The 18,348-nt window shown below is 74.7% G+C and carries 11 protein-coding genes; 5 read left to right on the top strand and 6 right to left on the bottom strand.

Annotation, left to right across the window (positions count from 1 at the left end; translation table 11 throughout):
- Positions 1–114: 114 nt before the first annotated feature.
- From prfB to ACF068_RS13645, 3 genes are all read right to left on the bottom strand, one after another.
- Positions 115–1,221, bottom strand: coding sequence for a peptide chain release factor 2 (prfB, locus tag ACF068_RS13655; protein ID WP_392274413.1), 1,107 nt, complete (start codon positions 1,219–1,221; stop codon positions 115–117).
- A 59-nt stretch (positions 1,222–1,280) separates the two neighbouring features.
- On the bottom strand, positions 1,281–2,516 hold the full coding sequence (locus ACF068_RS13650) for a serine/threonine-protein kinase (RefSeq protein WP_392274412.1): 1,236 nt from the start codon (positions 2,514–2,516) through the stop codon (positions 1,281–1,283).
- Between the two features lie 107 nt (positions 2,517–2,623).
- Complete coding sequence (locus tag ACF068_RS13645) at positions 2,624–4,324, bottom strand: protein kinase (protein ID WP_392274411.1); 1,701 nt, start codon at positions 4,322–4,324, stop codon at positions 2,624–2,626.
- 442 nt (positions 4,325–4,766) lie between these two features.
- Between ACF068_RS13645 and ACF068_RS13640 the strand changes: the two genes are divergently transcribed.
- The 5 genes from ACF068_RS13640 to ACF068_RS13620 all read left to right on the top strand — a co-directional run bounded on the left by ACF068_RS13640 (position 4,767) and on the right by ACF068_RS13620 (position 14,060).
- Positions 4,767–7,952: an FHA domain-containing protein gene (locus ACF068_RS13640; protein ID WP_392274410.1), complete on the top strand. Its 3,186-nt coding sequence runs from the start codon at positions 4,767–4,769 to the stop codon at positions 7,950–7,952.
- A 151-nt stretch (positions 7,953–8,103) separates the two neighbouring features.
- On the top strand, positions 8,104–9,468 hold the full coding sequence (locus tag ACF068_RS13635; protein ID WP_392274409.1) for an ABC transporter substrate-binding protein: 1,365 nt from the start codon (positions 8,104–8,106) through the stop codon (positions 9,466–9,468).
- Positions 9,469–9,472: 4 nt separating this feature from the next.
- The gene (locus tag ACF068_RS13630) at positions 9,473–10,825 is read left to right on the top strand and encodes a carbohydrate ABC transporter permease (RefSeq protein WP_392274408.1); all 1,353 of its coding nucleotides are present in this window, start codon (positions 9,473–9,475) and stop codon (positions 10,823–10,825) included.
- A complete protein-coding gene (locus tag ACF068_RS13625; RefSeq protein WP_392274407.1) occupies positions 10,822–11,703 on the top strand; it encodes a carbohydrate ABC transporter permease in 882 nt (293 codons plus the stop codon). The genes ACF068_RS13630 and ACF068_RS13625 overlap by 4 nt, the downstream gene beginning before the upstream one ends.
- A gap of 125 nt (positions 11,704–11,828) precedes the next feature.
- Positions 11,829–14,060, top strand: coding sequence for a CDP-glycerol glycerophosphotransferase family protein (locus tag ACF068_RS13620; protein WP_392274406.1), 2,232 nt, complete (start codon positions 11,829–11,831; stop codon positions 14,058–14,060).
- Positions 14,061–14,088: 28 nt separating this feature from the next.
- Here the strand turns inward: ACF068_RS13620 and ACF068_RS13615 are convergent, their stop codons facing one another.
- The 3 genes from ACF068_RS13615 to ACF068_RS13605 are packed head-to-tail and all read right to left on the bottom strand — an operon-like array spanning position 14,089 to position 18,345.
- The gene (locus ACF068_RS13615; RefSeq protein WP_392274405.1) at positions 14,089–15,729 is read right to left on the bottom strand and encodes a glycosyltransferase family 2 protein; all 1,641 of its coding nucleotides are present in this window, start codon (positions 15,727–15,729) and stop codon (positions 14,089–14,091) included.
- Positions 15,726–17,945: a CDP-glycerol glycerophosphotransferase family protein gene (locus ACF068_RS13610; protein WP_392274404.1), complete on the bottom strand. Its 2,220-nt coding sequence runs from the start codon at positions 17,943–17,945 to the stop codon at positions 15,726–15,728. Before ACF068_RS13610 ends, ACF068_RS13615 begins: the two co-directional genes overlap by 4 nt.
- Before the next feature lie 25 nt (positions 17,946–17,970).
- Entirely contained in the window at positions 17,971–18,345 is a 375-nt protein-coding gene (locus ACF068_RS13605) for a hypothetical protein (protein ID WP_392274403.1), read from the bottom strand.
- Positions 18,346–18,348: the final 3 nt, after the last annotated feature.

Raw genomic sequence — 18,348 nt, 5'->3', positions numbered from 1 at the left:
GAGTTCGGGTATGGCAGGGAGCTTGCGCCAGCGAATCGGCGCCCCACGCGAGCGGCGCCGGACCCCCCGCCGAGCGGGTGGTCCGGCGCCGCAGGGCCCGGTGGGGTCGCGGAGTTACTTGTCCTGCTGCTTGCGCCAGCGGATGCCGGCCTCCAGGAAGCCGTCGATCTCGCCGTCCAGCACCGCCTGCGGGTTGCCGACCTCGAACTCGGTCCGGAGGTCCTTCACCATCTGGTAGGGGTGCAGGACGTACGAACGCATCTGGTTGCCCCAGGAGTTGCCGCCGTCGCCCTTGAGGGCGTCCATCTTGGCCTGCTCCTCCTGGCGGCGGCGCTCCAGCAGCTTGGCCTGGAGCACGTTCATGGCGCTGGCCTTGTTCTGGATCTGCGAGCGCTCGTTCTGGCAGGAGACCACGATGCCCGTCGGAAGGTGCGTGATGCGCACCGCCGAGTCGGTGGTGTTGACGCCCTGGCCGCCGGGGCCCGAGGCGCGGTAGACGTCCACGCGCAGCTCGGACTCGTCGATCTCGACGTGGTCGGACGACTCGACGACCGGGAGCACCTCGACGCCGGCGAAGGACGTCTGGCGGCGGCCCTGGTTGTCGAACGGGGAGATGCGGACCAGGCGGTGCGTGCCCTGCTCGACGGAGAGCGTGCCGTAGGCGTACGGCGCCTTGACGACGAAGGTGGTCGACTTGATGCCGGCCTCTTCCGCGTACGACGTCTCGTAGACCTCCGTGGAGTACCCGTGGCGCTCGGCCCAGCGCAGGTACATGCGCTGGAGGCGCTCGGCGAAGTCGGAGGCGTCGACGCCACCGGCCTCCGCGCGGATGTTGACCAGCGCCTCGCGCTCGTCGTACTCGCCGGAGAGAAGGGTGCGGACCTCCATCTCGTCGAGCGCCTTGCGGACGGAGACCAGCTCCGCCTCGGCCTCGGCGAGGGTGTCCGAGTCGTCCATCTCCTCGGCGAGCTCGAAGAGGACCGCGAGGTCGTCGATGCGACCGCGCAGCGCCTCGGCCTTGCGGACCTCGGCCTGGAGGTGCGAAAGCTTGCTCGTGATCTTCTGCGCCGCCTCCGGGTCGTCCCACAGGGACGGGGCCGCGGCCTGCTCCTCGAGCACGGCGATGTCTGCCCTCAGCCTGTCCAGGTCAAGGACGGCCTCGATCGACCCCATGGTCGAGGAGAGGGACTTCAGCTCTTCGGATACATCGACGACTGCCACGACACCAGCGTAACGGCTGCGTGCGACAGCCCGGGCCCCCAGGCGGGCCCGGGGCCGGCCTAGGGCTGCGAGGGCGCCGACCGCTGGGAGTCCTGGGGCGGGGTGCCGGGGTCGTCGTCGCTGGTCGCCACGTACCCGCCGACCCCGGCGGCGGCCACCAGGGCGAGGGCGGCTATACCGAGCGTGAGGCGGCGCTTGCGGACGGCCGCCGACTTGTGGCGGGCGGATCCGGGGCGGCGGCCGCCGGCCGGGCGGGGGGCGCGGGCGGTGCCGTGGGGGCCGCCGGAGAGCTCGTCCGGGGCCGGCACGCGCATCGAGGTGTGGGTGTCCCGGTTGGAGTCGGTGGCGGAACCCGGGACCAGCGGCACGGCGGCCCGGCGGGGGGCGTTGGGGAGCGTCGGGTACGGGTCGTCCTCGTAGCCGTCGGCGGCGGGCTCGGTGTCCGGCTCGTCCACGTCGAGCGGCGGCATGCCCGCGACGAGCGGCAGGAGGTCGTGCAGCCGGGCGGCCAGCTCGGAGGCGCGCAGCCGGGACGCCGGGGCCTTGGCGAGGCACTGGACGATGAGCTGCCACAGCTCGTCCGGGATCCCGGGGAGCGGGACGACGGTCTCGGTGACATGGCGGCGCAGGACGGCGCCGGGGTGGCCGCCGCCGAAGGGTGTGAAGCCGGCCAGCAGCTCGTAGAGCACGGTCGCCAGCGCGTAGATGTCGACGGCCGCGCGGGGCGGGAGGCCCTCGACGATCTCGGGGGCCACGTAGTCGGGCGTGCCGATGACGCGGGTGGACTTGGTGCGGCCGGGGGTGTCGATCAGCTTGGCCACGCCGAAGTCGGTGAGCAGCGCGGGGTGGGCGCCGCCGGGGCCGAGCGGGCCCTCCATGTCGAGCAGGATGTTCTCCGGCTTGACGTCGCGGTGGACGATGCCGGCCGCGTGCGCGGCGGCCAGGCCCTCGGCGACGTCCGCGACGATGGAGACGGCCGCCGCGGGCGCCAGCCGGCGCTCGCGGTCCAGCCGGGTGCGCAGGTCGGTGCCCCGGACGAGGTCCATGACGAGGGCGAGGTCGTTGCCGTCGACCACCAGGTCGCGGACGGCGACCACGCGCGCGTGGTCCAGCCCGAGCAGGGCGGTGCGCTCCTGGACGAAGCGTCCGACGAGTTCCTGGTCGGAGGCCAGGTCCTCACGCAACAGCTTGATGGCGACGGGGCCCTCCGGGCCCTCGCCGAGCCACACCGTTCCGGCACTGCCCCGCCCCAGGATCTGGTGGGCGGTGTACCGGCTGCCGATCTTCCGTGCCAAGACTGCTCCCTCAGCGGCTGGCGTTCCCGACCAAGTTACGCGGGCCCGGCCGCCGGTATTCACCTCCGGGGGGAAATCACCCCCCGGAAGTCGACAAATCGGCAGAGTTACTGCCCGGAGGGCGTGGTGCCGGTGGAGCCGGAGCCGCTGCTGAGCCCCGAGATCCAGTCGGACACGGCCGAGACGCCGTCGCTGATGGCCTGCCAGTAGCCCTTGCCGTCGGCGATCCAGTCCTGGAGGGGGGTCAGCTCCCAGATGAGCCAGCCCGCCACGATGAACAGGAGGATCGTGAACAGGCAGCCCTTGAGGCAGCCCAGGCCCGGGATGCGCATCGGGTTGGCGCTGCGCTGCCGGGGCGGCCGCGGCTCGCGGGGCGGGCGCGGGGCCGGCTGCTGGGGCTGCTGCGGCTGGTGGTGCTGCGGCGGGTGCGGCTGGTGGTGCTGGGGCGCGTACTGCTGCGGCGGGGGCGGCGGGGGCGCGTACTGCCTGCGCTGCGGCGGCTGCTGCGGGCGCTGGTGCTGCGGCGGGTACTGCTGGGGCTGCGGGCGCTGCTGGTGCTGCGGCGGCTGCTGCGGGGGCGCCTGGCGCTGCGGGCGGCGGCGCAGGGGGTCCTGGCTCGGGTCGAGGTACTGGACCTGGGTCTGCTCGTTGCGGTCCCGGGCGGCGCGGAGCTGGCTCTGCCACGGGTGCGGCTCCTCCGGCTGCGGCGAGCCGTCGGAGCGCGGGGGCACGGGCGGCATGACCGCGGTGGGGTCGGCGGCACCGTGGCCGCCCTGTCCGGCGGCTCCGCCGGTGGGCAGCACGCTGGTGGGGGCGCCCGGGTCGTACTGGCCGGCGCCGCTCGGCAGGACCTGGGTCGGGTCGGCGGCCCCGGGGGTCTCGGGGACGGACGCCGGCGCCGGGTCGGGGGCGAGCAGCGCGCCCACGCCGTCGGCCGCCTCGATCTGGGCGGGCGTGGCGTGCACGCCGATACCGGCGGCGACGGTACGCAGTCCGCGCGCCAGGTTCTCGGCGCTGGGCCGGCGCTCCGGGGCCTTGCTGAGGCAGCGCTCGATGACGGTCCACAGGGGGCCGGGGACAGTGGAGGGCCGGCGGGGCTCCTCGCTGAGGTGGCGGTGCAGCACCTCGAGCGCGGTGCCGCCGGCGAACGGCGGGCGGCCGGTGACCAGCTCGTAGAGCAGGATGCCGGCGCCGTAGACGTCCACGGCGGAGGTCTGCGGGCGGCCTTCGGCCGACTCGGGCGCCACGTACGCGGGCGTGCCGACGAATTCGTGCGTACGGGTGAGGCCGGGGCTGTCCGCGAGGCGCGCGATGCCGAAGTCGGTGAGCATCGGGTGCATCTGGCCGTCCCGCTCGGCGAGCAGCACGTTGGCGGGCTTCAGGTCGCGGTGGACCACCCCGTCGGCGTGGCTGGCGGCGAGGGCGTCGGCGATCTGGGCCGTGAGGAGCGAGGCGGCGACCGGGCTGAGGGGGCCGTTCTCGCGGAGGTAGCGGTGCAGGTCCGGGCCGTCGACCAGGTCCATGACGAGGGCGAGGAGGTCGCCCTCCACGACGAGGTCGCGGGTGCGCACGATGTTCGGGTGGGTGAGGCGGAGCAGGACGGAGCGCTCCCGGAGGAACCGCATCACCACGTCCGCGTCGTTCGCGAGCTCCTCCTTGAGGACCTTGATCGCGACGGTCTCGCCGGGCTGGCCGGCCACGGCCGCCTCGGCGCCCGCGGTCTCACGCTGGCGGGCTCGCCAGACGGTGCCCGTGGCGCCGCGCCCGAGCGGCTCCTCGAGCAGGTACTTGCTGCCTACCGGCCGCACGTCATGCGCTCCCTGCGATCGTGGTCCTTGCCTGCCCGGGCCGCCCGCTGGGGCCCGCCCGGGTGTCCGACCCACTGTAGTGCCGGACGGTGGCACACCGGCGGGTCGTCTTCCGGTCCGGTTCGACCCTGCAAGACGCGGGCGAACGGGACACGGTTGCCAGGGTGACACGACTCGCACCGGCCCACACGATCGCAAGACGCACGCAAGCAGGCCTTTTCGTGATCGCCTCCGATCGGTCAAGATCATTTCTTGCCGGTCCGGCGCCGCGCTGTCGGTCCCAGGTGGGAGGATGCCTCCAGCACGGCGCATCGCGGGGTCGGGAGCCCCGTGGTCCGTGCCGACCTGACCGGACGACGCGTCCGTGGCGGGTGGGGGGAGATCGAGACGGGCCATTCCCTCCCCTGCCGGGCGCGCCGCGCAGAAGGGACCGCTGACGGCGATGCAGATCCGGCTGACCGTCCTCGCGGCGCCGACCGGCGGCCAGGCCGCGGGGCGCGCCTGTGACGTGCTTGTCACCGCCCCGGCCGGGACCGCGCTGGCCGCCGTCGCCTCCGGGCTGGCCGCCGCCGTGTCGGGCACCGACCCCTCCGGCACGGTGGTGCTGTACGCGGGCGGGGAGCGGCTGGACGCGCAGCGCCGCGTCCTGGGCGAACCGCCCCTGGTGGACGGCGCGGTGCTGTCCCTCCAGGTGCCGGGCGAGGACCACGCGCCCCTGGACGGCGCGGCCGCGCGGCTGCACGTGGTGGCCGGCCCGGACGCGGGCGGGGTCCACCTGTTGCATCCGGGACGGATCAGTATCGGCCGTTCCGCGGACGCCGACGTCCCGCTGGACGACCCGGACGTGTCCCGCCTGCACTGCGCGGTGACCGTCACGGACGGCGGCCGGGTGACGGTCGCGGACCTGGGCTCCACCAACGGCACGACCCTGGACGGCTCCGAGGTCGGCTCCCGCCCGGTCCGCCTGTCGCCGGGGGCGCTGCTGCGGCTGGGTGAGTCGTCGCTGCGGCTGACGGCGGGGCCGCCCCCGGCTGACGGGACCCCGCTGCCCACCGCTCCCGACGGCGAGGGCCACCTCCGGGTGTCCCCCGCGGGCGCGGCGCCCTGGGTGGCGGAGGACGGGCCGGCGGCCTCGTCCGGCGACCGGCCGGTGCCGCGCCAGGCGTCCCGCCCGGCCCCGGGCGGAGCCGGACCGTCGGGCCCGGGCGGTGCCGTGGCCGTCGGCGGCCCGGTGACGGCCGGCCCGCGCGGCGGGGCCGGCGCCCCCGGCGCGGACGGCACCCGGCAGGCCACGCCCCCGCGCGGCACCCCCGTGGGCGGCGCCCATACGGGCCCGGGCACTCCCGGCGCCCATACGGAGCCCGGCACTCCCGGCGCCCACGGCACCCCGGCGGGATCCGCCACCCCGGGCGCCCCCGCCCTCCCCGGGTCGCCCGCCGACACCGCCGTACCGCCGCGCAGGCGGGGCATAGGCGCCTGGGCGCGGCGGCTGGCGGGCGGGCGCGCCGACGGGCAGACCGGGGCGCCGGGCGGGCAGGGCCCCACGGCCCTCGCGCGCGGCACCGGCCAGGAGACCTGGCCCGACCCCGCCGCCGTGCTGCTCACCGCGCTCGGGCCCGGGCCGCGCCTGTGGGAGCGGGGCCCCGGTCACCCGGAGGCGCTGGTCGTGCGGCTGGGCACCACCGACCGGGCCGAGCTGGCCGCCGTGCCGGTCACGGTGGGCCTGCACGAGGCCGGTTCGCTCGGCCTCGCCGGGCCCCGGCCGCGGCTGCTGGGCCTGACCCGTTCCGTCGTCGCGCAGCTCGCCGCGCTGCACCCGCCCACCGACCTGGAGATCGTGCTGATCAGCGGGGCGGGCCGCAAGCGCGAGTGGAGCTGGCTCGGCTGGCTGCCGCACGTGCGCCCGGCCCACGGCCAGGACTGCCGGCTGCTCCTCGCGTACGACCGGGAGCAGGCCGACGCCCGGACGGCCGAGCTCACCCGGCGGCTGGACGACGGGCCGCTCGGGCCCGGCTGGGCGAGCGCCGACCGCGCGTCCGTCGCCGAGGCCGCCCGGCGGCACCGCGCGGAGGACGGGAGGTGCACGGTGGTGATCGTGGACGGTGACCCCGGTTCCGCCGCGCTGCGCGAGACGACCGCGCGGCTGGCCGGGGCGGGGCCGGCCGCCGGTATCCACCTCGTCTGCCTGGCCGAGACCCCGGCGGCCTCACCCGTGTCCCCGGTCATGGAGACGTACGAGACGGCGTGCGCCGCGTCGCCGGCGTTCCGCGAGTGCGGGGCCGCCGCGCTGCTGTCCGGTGACGTGGCGACCGCGCTGCGCCTGATGCGCACGGCCGGCGGGCAGCCCGCCGGTCACGGCACGGTCGGCACCCTGGACGCGGTCTCCCCCGCCTGGGCCGAGCGGTTCGCGCGGGCCCTCGCCCCGCTGCGGGCGACGCCCGCGGCGCACCCCGGCGCCGCCGCCGGTGCCCTCCCGGCCGGCCGCGCCACCGCCCTGCCGCTGCCCCCCTCGGCCCGGCTGCTGGACGAGCTGGGGCTGGCCCGGGCGACCCCCGCGTCCCTGATGGCCCGCTGGGCCTCGGCGCCGGACGGCACCGCCGTGCTGGGCACCGGCCCGCGCGGGCCCCTGGCCGTGGACCTCACCACGGAGGGCCCGCACCTGCTGGTCGAGGGCCCCGCGGGCAGCGGCCGCACCGAACTGCTCCGGTCGATCGCCGCGTCGCTGGCGGCCTCGTCCCGCCCCGACCGGATGGGGCTGCTCCTCGTCGACGGGGCGGGGGGCGAGCGCGGCGAAGGGCTCGCGCCCTGCACCGAGCTGCCGCACGCCACCGAGCACCTGGTGGCCTCCGACCCGGTGCGCATGCGGGAGTTCGCCCAGGCGCTCGGGGCGGAGCTCAAGCGCCGCGCCGAGCTGCTGGGCCGCCAGGAGTTCACCGAGTGGCACACCCAGCGGGAGGTCGCGGACCGCATGGTCGGTCCGCGCCGGCCCGTGGACCAGGGCCGGCCCGCCGGCCAGGGTGACGTGGACACCCCGCCGAGCGGAACGCTGCGGCTGCGCCCCGCGTCCCGTACCGCCGCGGACGAGGTCCCGCCCCCGCTGCCGCGCCTGGTCGTCCTGGTCGACGACTACGACGCCCTGGTCGCCCCCGCGCTCGGCAGCCCCGGGCGCCCGGCGGCCGGGTCGGTCGTGCGGGCGCTGGAGGCCGTGGCCCGGGACGGCCACCGGCTGGGCGTGCACCTGGTGGTGTCGTCCGGCCGCCCGGACCGCACCGCCGACACGGAGCCGGCCCGCCGGTCGAGGCTGCGGGTGGTGCTGGACGCCCCGGCCGCCGCCCCGGGGCCGGACGTCCCCGTTCCGGGGCGCGGCCGGCTGGGTCACCCGGACGGCCGGGTGACGCCCTTCCAGGGCGGCCGGGTCACCGGGCGCATTCCCCGTACGGCGACGCAGCGGCCCACCGTGGTGCCGCTGGAGTGGGAGCGGATGGGCGATCCGCCGACCCGCCGCCCGGTGCGGGAGCTGGGCAACGGACCGACGGACCTGGCCTTGCTGGCGAGCGCGCTGGAGCGGGCGGCCCGGTCGGTGGGCGCGGCCCCGCTGCCGCCGCTCGTCCCCGCCGTGCGCCCCTGAGGCCCCGGGCCCGACGCCCAGCGGTGTGATCGACGTCACAAGCGCATCACGATCACCCACTCGGCCCGCAAGGCGGTATTGCGACGCCCGTGCACCGGGCGTAGACCTGATCGCACGGGACGAGCACGGGCACAGGAGAGACGGGGCAGTGATGCGCAGAACTCTTCGTACACGCGGGGCCGTGACGGCGATGGCGGTGGCCGGCGCTCTGGCGCTGGCCGGCTGTGGGGGCGGGGACGGCGGGTCGGGCGGGTCCCGTCCCACCGAGGGCACGGGGCAGGAGGCCTCCCCCACGGTCGGGCTCCCCAAGCTGGACGGCCAGAAGGTCCAGGTTGTGGCCGTCTGGACCGGCCCGGAGCAGAAGGCCTTCACCAAGGTTCTCGACGAGTTCGAGAAGCGCACCGGCGCGACGGTCTCCTACGTCCCCACCCAGGACGCGATGCTCAACTACATCGGCACGAAGATCGCGGGTGGTTCCCCGCCGGACGTGGCCATGCTCCAGCAGGTCGGGGCGCTCAAGCAGGCCGTGGACCGCAAGTGGGCCAAGCCGCTGGGCGCCGCGGCCAAGGCGGAGCTGGCGAAGAACTTCTCCAAGGGCTGGCAGGACCTCGGCTCGGTGAACGGCACCCAGTACGGGGTGTACTTCAAGGCCGCCAACAAGTCGCTGGTCTGGTACAACACCGCCGTGTTCGACAACGCGGGCGCCTCGGAGCCGAAGACGTGGAAGGAGTTCCTGTCGACGGCCGAGACGATCTCCGCGTCCGGCGTGCCCCCGGTGTCGATCGGCGGTGCGGACGGCTGGACCCTCACCGACTGGTTCGAGAACATCTACCTCTCCCAGGCGGGGCCGGAGAAGTACGACCAACTGGCCAAGCACGAGATCAAGTGGACCGACCCGTCCGTCACCCGGGCCCTCACCACGCTCGCCGAGCTCTTCGGCAAGCCGAACCTGATCGCGGGCGGCGCGGACGGAGCACTCCAGACGGAGTTCCCCAAGTCGGTGACCCAGACCTTCACCGGCGGTGACCAGCCGAAGGCCGCCATGGTCTTCGAGGGCGACTTCGTGTCGATCAACATCGCCCAGACGAAGGCCGAGATCGGCAAGGACGCCAAGGTGTTCCCGTTCCCGGCGGTGGGCTCGGAGGCTCCCGTGGTGACCGGTGGTGACGTGGCGGTGGGGCTGACCTCCAAGCCCGCCACGCAGGCCCTGCTCACCTATCTGGCCTCCCCGGACGCCGCGAAGATCTGGGCGGCGGAGGGCGGGTTCCTCTCGCCCAACAAGGCCATGGACGTGGCGGCGTACCCGAACGACGTCCAGCGCGGCATCGCCAAGGCGCTGATCGCGGCCGGGGACGACTTCCGCTTCGACATGTCCGACCAGATGCCGCAGTCGTTCGGCGGCACGCCCGGCAAGGGCGAGTGGAAGGCGCTCCAGGACTTCCTGAAGAACCCGAAGGACATCGCGGCGATCCAGCAGCGGCTGGAGACCGACGCGGCCAAGGCGTTCAAGAGCTGACGCGGTGGCCGCGGCGACGGCGGGGGGCGCGGCGCGACCGGAGCCCCCCGCTCCCCCTGGGACGCGCAAGAGCGTGACCGGCACCCGCACACTCGTCGCGGCAGCGTTCCTGCTGCCCGCCCTGGTGCTGCTGGGCGCGCTCGTGGTCTACCCGATCGGGTACTCGGTCTACCGGTCGTTCTTCGACCAGTCCGGCAGTTCGTTCGCCGGGCTCGACAACTACGTCGAGATCTTCACCGACGACACCATCCTCACCGCCGTCAGGAACAACGCCATCTGGGTGGTGGTCGCGCCGACCGTCGCCACGGTGCTCGGCCTCATCTTCGCGGTCCTCACCGAACGGGTCCGCTGGGGTACGGCGTTCAAGCTGATCGTCTTCATGCCGATGGCGATCTCGATGCTCGCCGCGGGCATCATCTTCCGGCTGGTGTACGAGCAGGACCCCGACCGCGGCATCGCCAACGCCGTCTGGGTGGGCGTGCACGACACGTTCTCCGAGTCCGCCGGGTACCCGGGGGCGCGCCCGCTGCCGGTGCATCCGCTCCGGCCGGCGGGAGGAGGCGCGTTCATCACCAAGGAACCGGTGCGGGCGGGCACCCCGGTGGAGCTGCCGCTGGTGGGTGTGGCGCCCGCCAGGATGCCGGGTGACGCGCGGCCGGCGAAGGCGGCGGCACCGGAGGCCGGGAAGGTCACCGGCACCGCCTGGCTGGACTTCTCGCGGGGCGGCGGCGGCACGCCCAACACCGTCGACGCCAAGGAGCTGGGCCTGAAGGGCCTGAAGGTGGAGGCCGTCCGGGACGGCCGGGTCGTCGCCACGGCGACCGCCGGAGCCGACGGCTCGTTCTCGCTGCCCGAGGAGGCGGACGGCGCCCGCCTGCGGCTCCCGGAGAGCAACTTCCACGAGCCGTACAACGGCGTCGACTGGCTCGGCCCCGCCCTGGTCACACCGGCCATCATCGGCAGTTACGTGTGGATGTGGGCGGGCTTCGCGATGGTGTTGATCGCGGCGGGGCTGGCGGGGCTGCCGCGCGAGCTGCTGGAGGCGGCGCGCGTGGACGGTGCCAACGAGTGGCAGGTCTTCCGCCGGGTGACCGTTCCGCTGCTCGCACCGGTCCTGGCGGTCGTCCTGGTCACGCTGATGATCAACGTACTGAAGATCTTCGACCTGGTCTTCATCATCGCGCCCGGTTCGGTGCAGGACGACGCGAACGTCCTGGCGCTACAGCTCTACCGGTCCTCGTTCGGCACGGACGCCCACCTCGGTGTGGGCAGCGCCATCGCCGTACTCCTGCTGCTGCTGGTGATCCCCGTGATGCTCTTCAACATCCGGCGCATGCGAAGGGAGACGCGGCGATGAGCGGCACCGGTACGGTCGTGAAGGCGAAGCGGTCGCTCGGGGCGCGTCTGGCCGCCGGGGCCGGCGGTGGCGCCATGCGGGTCTTCCTCGTCGTGGTGGCGCTGTTCTGGCTGATGCCGACGATCGGACTGCTGGTGTCGTCGCTGCGCGATCCGGTCGACATCAACGCGAGCGGCTGGTGGCAGGTCTTCACCGCCCCGGCCCAGCTCACCACGTCCAACTACGCGAGCATCCTCCGCAACGACACCATCACGGACTCCCTCCTGGCCACCGTCCTGATCACGGTGCCCGCGACCGTCCTGGTCGTGGTGATCGGCTCGCTCGCCGGGTATGCCTTCGCGTGGATGGAGTTCCCGGGCCGCGACTGGTGGTTCCTGGGTGTGGTGGGGCTCCTGGTGGTGCCCGTGCAGGTGGCGCTCGTGCCCGTGTCGAAACTGTTCGGCGTGATCGGCATCTTCGAGACGACGCTCGGTGTGGTGCTCTTCCACGTCGCCTTCGGCCTGCCGTTCGCGATCTTCCTGCTGCGGAACTTCTTCGCGGAGATCCCCCGGGAGCTCCTGGAGGCCGCCAGGCTGGACGGGGCGGGCGAGATCGGGCTGTTCGTACGGGTGGTCATGCCGCTCGGCGGCCCGGCCATCGCCTCGCTCGGCATCTTCCAGTTCCTGTGGGTGTGGAACGACATGCTGATCGCGCTGATCTTCGCCAACTCCGAGTCGCCGCCGATCACGGTGGCGCTCCAGCAGCAGGTGCGGCAGTTCGGCAACAACATCGACGTGCTGGCGCCCGGCGCGTTCGTGTCCATGGTGATCCCGCTCGCCGTGTTCTTCGCCTTCCAGCGGCAGTTCGTCTCCGGGGTCATGGCGGGCGCGGTCAAGTGACCGCCGGGCGGGACGCGTCCGGGCGGGGCGACCGGACGCGTGCCGCTGCGGTACGGGTGAGCCACCGGGTCCCCCGTATGCCACGGCGGGCGTAACCCGGTCGGTTCATCCGACGTTCCCGGGCCATGCCCCGGTTCAGCGTCATCGTCCCCGCGTACAAGGTCCAGGCGTATCTGCACGAGTGCCTGGAGTCGGTGCTCTCCCAGTCCTTCGAGGACGTGGAGCTGATCGCCGTGGACGACTGCTCGCCCGACGGCTGCGGGGCGGTGATCGACGAGTTCGCCGCCCGGGACCGCCGGGTCGTCGCCGTCCACCTGCCCGAGAACGCCGGGCTGGGGCCCGCCCGCAACGCCGGGCTCGCCCGGGCGACGGGCGACTACGTCCTCTTCCTGGACGGTGACGACACCTTCGTACCGGGTGCCCTCCAGGCCGTCGCCGACCGCCTCAAGGAGACCGGCTCGCCCGACCTCCTGGTGTACGACTACGCCCGCGTCTACTGGTCGGGGGAGGCGGTGCGCCACGAGTTCCGCAGCCACCTCTCCGAGGCCGGCCCGGCGCCCTTCCCGCTGACCGAGCGGCCGGGGCTGCTGAAGGTGCTGATGGTGGTGTGGAACAAGGCGTACAAGCGGGAGTTCCTGGAGCGCGAGGGGTTCACCTTCCCGCCCGGGTTCTACGAGGACACCCCGTGGACGTACCCGGCGCTGATGGCCGCCGGGTCGATCGCGACCCTCGACCGGGTGTGCGTGCACTACCGCCAGCGCCGCACCGGTTCCATCCTGCGCACCACCAGCCCCCGGCACTTCGACCTGTTCGAGCAGTACGAGCGGGTCTTCGCGTTCATCGACGCCCGTCCCGAGCTGGCCCGCTGGCGGCCGGTGCTGTTCCGGCGCATGGCCGACCACTTCACCTCCGTCTTCTCCGCGCCCGGCCGCCTGCCGCGCGGCACCCGCGCCGACTTCTTCCGCCGCGCCCGCCGCCACTACCGCCGTTTCCGCACGCGCGGCGCCACCCCCAAGGCCACGACCCGGCTGCGGCACGCCCTGGTCCGGTTCGGCAGCCACCGCACCTACCGGGCGATCACGGCCGCCCGCGGGTACCTGAAGCGGGCCGTGCGGTGGGCCGCGTGGACCGCCCGGGCCGTGCGGGGCGCCCTGCTCCAGCTCCACTACCGGATCCAGCTCTGCCTGCCGGTGCGCGAGGACCGGGCGGTGTTCGCCGCGTACTGGAACCGGGGGTACGCGTGCAGCCCGGCCGCGATCGAGGAGCGGGTGCGGGAGCTGGCCCCCGGGGTGCGGACCGCCTGGGTGTGCGCGCCCGAGCACGCCCACACCGTGCCGCCCGCGACGCGCCGGCTGCGCCCGGGGTCGGCGGCGTACTGGACCGCGCTGGCCCGCTCCAAATACCTGGTCAACAACGTCAACTTCGACCGGCGGCTGGTCAAGCGGCGCGGCCAGCTCCTGATCCAGACCCAGCACGGCACCCCGCTCAAGCACATGGGCCTGGACCTCCAGTACCGGCCGGCGGCCGCGCGGGACACGGACTTCGCCCAGCTCCTGCGCAACATCGACAAGTGGGACGCCCTGGTGTCCGCCAACCGCCACTCCAGCCTGGTGTGGGAGCGGGTCTACCCGGCCGCGTACCGCGTGCTGGAGTTCGGCTCGCCGCGCAACGACGTCTTCCAGCGGGCGACCGCCACCGACGTGGCCCTGCTGCGCGAGTCGCTGCGCATCCCCGAGGGGCACACGGCGATCCTCTACGCCCCCACGCACCGCGACTACGTGCGCCCGCAGCCACGGCTGCTGGACCTGGAACGGCTGCTGCTGGCCCTCGGCCCCCGGTTCGTGATCCTGGCCCGCGCCCACCCCACCCACGGCGCTCCGCTCGCCACGGACGGCAACCCCCGCATCATCGACGTGTCCGGGCACGCCTGCGTGGAGAGCCTGTGCCTGGCGTCGGACGCGCTGCTGACGGACTACTCGTCGCTGATGTTCGACTACGCGGGCCTCGACCGGCCGATCGTGGTGCACACCGAGGACTGGGCGGCGTACGACGCGGCCCGCGGCACCTACTTCGACCTGCGGGCCTTCCCGCCGGGCGCGGTCGCCCGCACCGAGGACGAGCTGATCGACATCTTCGCCGGCGGCCACTGGCGCGGCTCGCGCTCCGCGCAGTTGCGGGCCGCGTTCCGGGCGCGCTTCTGTCCGTACGACGACGGGTACGCGGCCGAGCGGGTGGTGCGGCACCTGTTCCTGGGCGAGGACCCGGCGGCCCTGCCGCCCGTCGTCCCGCTGGACGAGCGCCGCCCCGCCCCGTCGATGGACGGGGCGGGTCAGGCCCTGTTCCCCACGCCGCGCTGAGCGCCGGCACGGGGTGCGACCCCGGGCGCTACGGGCCGACCAGGGCCTTGGCGGCCCGGCGGACCGGGCCCTGCCGCACGACGGGTCCCAGCAGCCGGCCCATCGCCCCGCCCGGCCGCCAGCGGAGCTGGAGCCGCCCCGCGTCCCGGCCCTCCGGCTCCACCATGACGCGGTGCCGCCCCGCTCCGGCCACCTCGAAGGGCGCGAAGTCCAGCGGGGCGAGCAGCACCCCGGTGTGGGCCGAGCGCCCGTCGGTGACCTCCAGGACGGGGTGCCGCACGCCCCGGAAGCCGTGCAGGGGCAGCGACGCGGCGGCCGGGTCGAGCCGGACGGCGCCCTCGAAGACGCCCCGCCCCGCGGGGTCCATCCGCAGCGGCACGGTCAGCCGCCGCCCGGCGGGCGAGACGTGCAGCCGCGCGGGCAGCGGGGCCAGCGGGAGGCGCCGCCCCGGGTCGTAGGTGCGTACCTCCAGGTCCACGGCGCCGCCGTCGGCGCGGGCGACCCGGGTGATCTCGTGCCGGAACCGGGCGAACCCGAACGGGCAGCCCGCCAGGTCCAGTTCCGTCAGGTCGAGGTCGTCCCGCCCGGCCCCGGTGCGCGGCAGGGCGCTCCCCCAGTAGGTGCGGCCGCGCCCGTCGGTGACCGTCTCGCGCGGCCCGACGGGGTGCGTCAGGCCCCGGGCGGCGAGCCGGGCCTCCTCGTACCGCCGCTCCCGCAGCAGGCCCAGCACGATCCGCTCGTCCCTGCGCATCCGGGCGAAGGCGGCGGCGGACAGTCCGTCCAGGTACGGCAGGACCTCCGCCGCGAACTCCTCGACCCAGCCGGGCTCGCGGTAGGGCAGGTCACCGGCGTACAGGCGCAGGTCGTGGGAGAGGAACTTGTGGTCCTTCTCCTCCCGTACCGCGTCCGGCACGCCCTGCCCGGCCAGGAAGTCGTCGATCAGCCGCGCGATGGTGACCCGGTCGCGGACGTTGGTGATCAGGTGGCGCCGGTTGGAAATGGTCGCGGCGTCGGCCGTCGCGTAGGGGGCGATGTACCAGCGGTAGACCGGTTCGGTGATGACGGTGAAGGCACGGGCCAGGGTGTAGGCGCGGGCGGAGAAGAGCTGGTCCTCGTAGTGCACGCCCTCGGGGAAGCGGAGGGCGTGCCGGTCCAGGAACTCCTTGCGGTACATCTTGTTGGTCGACAGCGGCTCGAACAGCAGCCGGGGCTCCTCCGCGATGCCCCGCACCGTGCGCCGCCGGGCGAACAGGTGGGCCATCCAGGGGGAGACGTCCCCGGTGTCGGTGCGCACCCGCTCGACCGCCCCCATCGCGAAGTCGGCGTCCTCGCCGGTGAGCGCGGCGAGGAGCAGTTCGCAGGCGCGCGGCGGGAGTTCGTCGTCGCTGTCGAGGAACATCAGGTGCGGGGCCCGGGCGGTCTCCAGGGCGCGGTTGCGGGGCGTGCCGCAGCCGCCGCTGTTGCGCTCCAGCCGCAGGACGCGGATGCGGTCGTCCTGGGCGGCCAGTTCGGCGGCGACCCGCGGGGTGGCGTCGGTGGAGTGGTCGTCGCTGATGACGATCTCGATGTCGCGGTGGGTCTGGGCGCGTACGGAGGCGACGGCGCGCGGCAGCCGTTCGGCGTCGTTGTGGACGATGACGGTGACGGTCACGTCGGGGGCGGCGGTCATCGGAGCGTGGCCTCCTCGGGGGTGGGGGCGGGGGTGCGCCGCTCCAGGGGCAGGACGGGCGGCAGGCTCTCCTCGCCCTCGCCGAGGAAGACGCGGCGGACGACCCGTTCGGCGGCCCGGCCGTCGTCGTACTCGCAGAACCGCAGCCGGAAGTCGTGGCGCTGCTTGGCCGCGGCCTCGTCGCACCAGGTGCCGTCGCGCAGGACCTCGGTGAGCTCGTCCTGGCCACGGGTGACGTGGCCGGGCGGTTCGGCGGTGATGTCGAAGTAGACGCCGCGGGTGGCGGTGTAGGTCTCCCAGTCGTCGGTGAGCAGGACGACGGGCCGGTCGAGGTTGGCGTAGTCGAACATGACCGACGAGTAGTCGGTGATGAGCCCGTCGGAGGCCAGGGCGAGTTCCTCGACGGGCTCGTAGCCGGTCACGTCGAGGACGCGGTCGTGGCGGGGGCCGGGGAGCCGGTCGTGGAAGTAGTGGCCGCGCACCAGCAGGACGGTGTCGTCGCCGAGGTCGTCGGCGAGGCGGGGCAGGTCGAGGCGGGGCGTCCAGCGGGTGCGGGGCTCGTGGTCGCGGTGGGTGGGCGCGTACAGCAGGGCGCGGCGGCCGGGTTCGATGCCGAGCCGGGCGCGGGCGGCGCGGACGTCGGCGGCGGTGGCCCGGTAGTGGACGTCGTTGCGGGGATAGCCGTAGTCGAGGGACCGGTAGCCGGCGGGGTAGGCCCGCTGCCAGATCTCGGTGGAGTGGCTGTTGGCCGAGAGGCTGTAGTCCCAGCGGTCCACGCGCTCCAGGAGGGCGTCGAGGTTGAGGCCCTGGGCGGCGGCGGGGTGGTCGCGCTGGTCGACGCCCATCCGCTTGAGCGGGGTGCCGTGGTGGGTCTGGAGGTGGACGGTGCCGGGGCGCTTCACGACGCCGTTGGGGAAGTTGACGTTGTTGACCAGGTACTTGGCGCGGGCGAGGACGTCCCAGTAGCGGGGGGTGCCGGGCAGGACGTGGTCGGTGCCGGGCGGCAGCAGCGGGACGCGGCCGGGTTCGACGATCCACACCTGGCGGATGTCGGGGGCCAGTTCGGCGAGTTCGGCGGCGATGGCGGCGGGGTTGCAGTGGACGCCGCGGCCCCAGTACGCGGAGAAGACGGCGAGGTCCTGGTCGATGCCGCGGCGCAGCCGGCGCTGGTAGCGGTGGCGGGCGCGGGCGGCGGCGAGCCGTTCGGCGCGGGTGGCCGCGGTGCCGGCGGCGGAGCGGCGCTTGTCGTTGGCGATGCGCAGCAGCCGGTAGCCGAGGTGGGCGCCGCGGCCGAGGAGCACGTGGCGGACGCCGTCGAGGCCGCCGGGGCGCTGGTGGCCCTCGGGGCGGAAGCGGGCGGTGTGGCGGGCGGCGTGCCGGAAGTAGTCGGCGAGCAGGGCGGGCGGCAGTTCGTCGCGCCGGGCGAGGGTGGCCAGGTAGTCGCCGACCATCCGGTCGTAGAGCCGGGCGCGCAGCGCGGGGGGCGCGGACGCGGCGTGGGCGAGCTGGTGGAGGCGTTCGTACTGGCCGAAGGCGGCGAAGTGCTGCTCGGGTCCGGCGGCGCGGCGCTGGGCGGGGCGGTCCTTGTGGCGGACGAGGCCGACGGTGGTGCAGGTGGTGATGCGGCGGGCGAGGAGGAGGACGGCGTAGGAGAGGTACAGCTCGTCGTGGCCCTCGGTGCCGGTCAGGTCGGGGTGTTCGGCCAGGAGCCGGGCGCTGATGAGGCGGTTGCCGAGGTGGGGGGCGACGTCCAGCAGCGCGGGCCGGTCGGCGAGCGTGGTGGGGCCGGTGCCGGCGAGGAGGTCGGTGGTGCCGCTGGGTACGGCGTCGTCCCACCAGTGGGCGTGGTGGTGGTCCATGAGCAGGACGTCCGGGGCGTCGCGGAGGGTGCCGAGGCGGGCGGTGAGGGCGGCGGCCGCACCGTCGGGGAGCCGGTCGGTGGCGGGGTGGAGGAACTGGAGGTACGCGCCGGTGGCGGCGTGGGCGGCGGCGGCCCGGGCGGTGGCGGCGGGCGCGTCGGGGGCGACCGGCACGACGGTGACGCGCGGGTCGCGCAGTTCGTGGACGGTGGCCAGGGCCCGTGCGGGGCCGTCGGTGTCGGGGACGGTGACGACGATGTCGAGGTCGGGCGGCGTCTGGGCGGTGACGCCGTCCAGGCAGGCGCGGAGCCGGCCGAGGGGCGCGTGGCCGGACACGATGACGCTGAGTGCGGGCATGGGCGTTCGGTCCTTCTGAAGTGGATCAGTTCCGTTGGCCGAGGAAGACCGTCACGAGGCCGGCCACCACGAGCAGCGAGCCGGCCCAGGTCCACACCGAGGTCCGCTCGTGCAGCAGCGTCGAGCCGGCGAGCACGATCAGCAGGTAGCCGAGGGCGTTGAAGGGGTACGCGATGGACAGCGGGACCCGGGCGAGGGTGGACATCCAGGCGACGGCGGAGATCGCGAAGACGGCGAGGCCCAGCATCACCCAGGGGGTGGTCGCGGCGCGTACGGCCAGGGAGCCGCCGGTCTTGCCGGTGGCGGTGGCGGCGGTCTCCATGCCGTGCTTGAGCATGATCTGGCCGGCGGCGGAGGAGAACACCGCGAACAGCAGCAGGGTGAAACCGGGCAGGGTCAACGT

Origin of the sequence: Streptomyces sp. NPDC016309 (assembly GCF_043077235.1) — a bacterium.
Taxonomy (GTDB): domain Bacteria; phylum Actinomycetota; class Actinomycetes; order Streptomycetales; family Streptomycetaceae; genus Streptomyces.
Note: the sequence above shows the minus strand (reverse complement) of the source record. Positions and strands in the feature narration are given on the sequence as shown.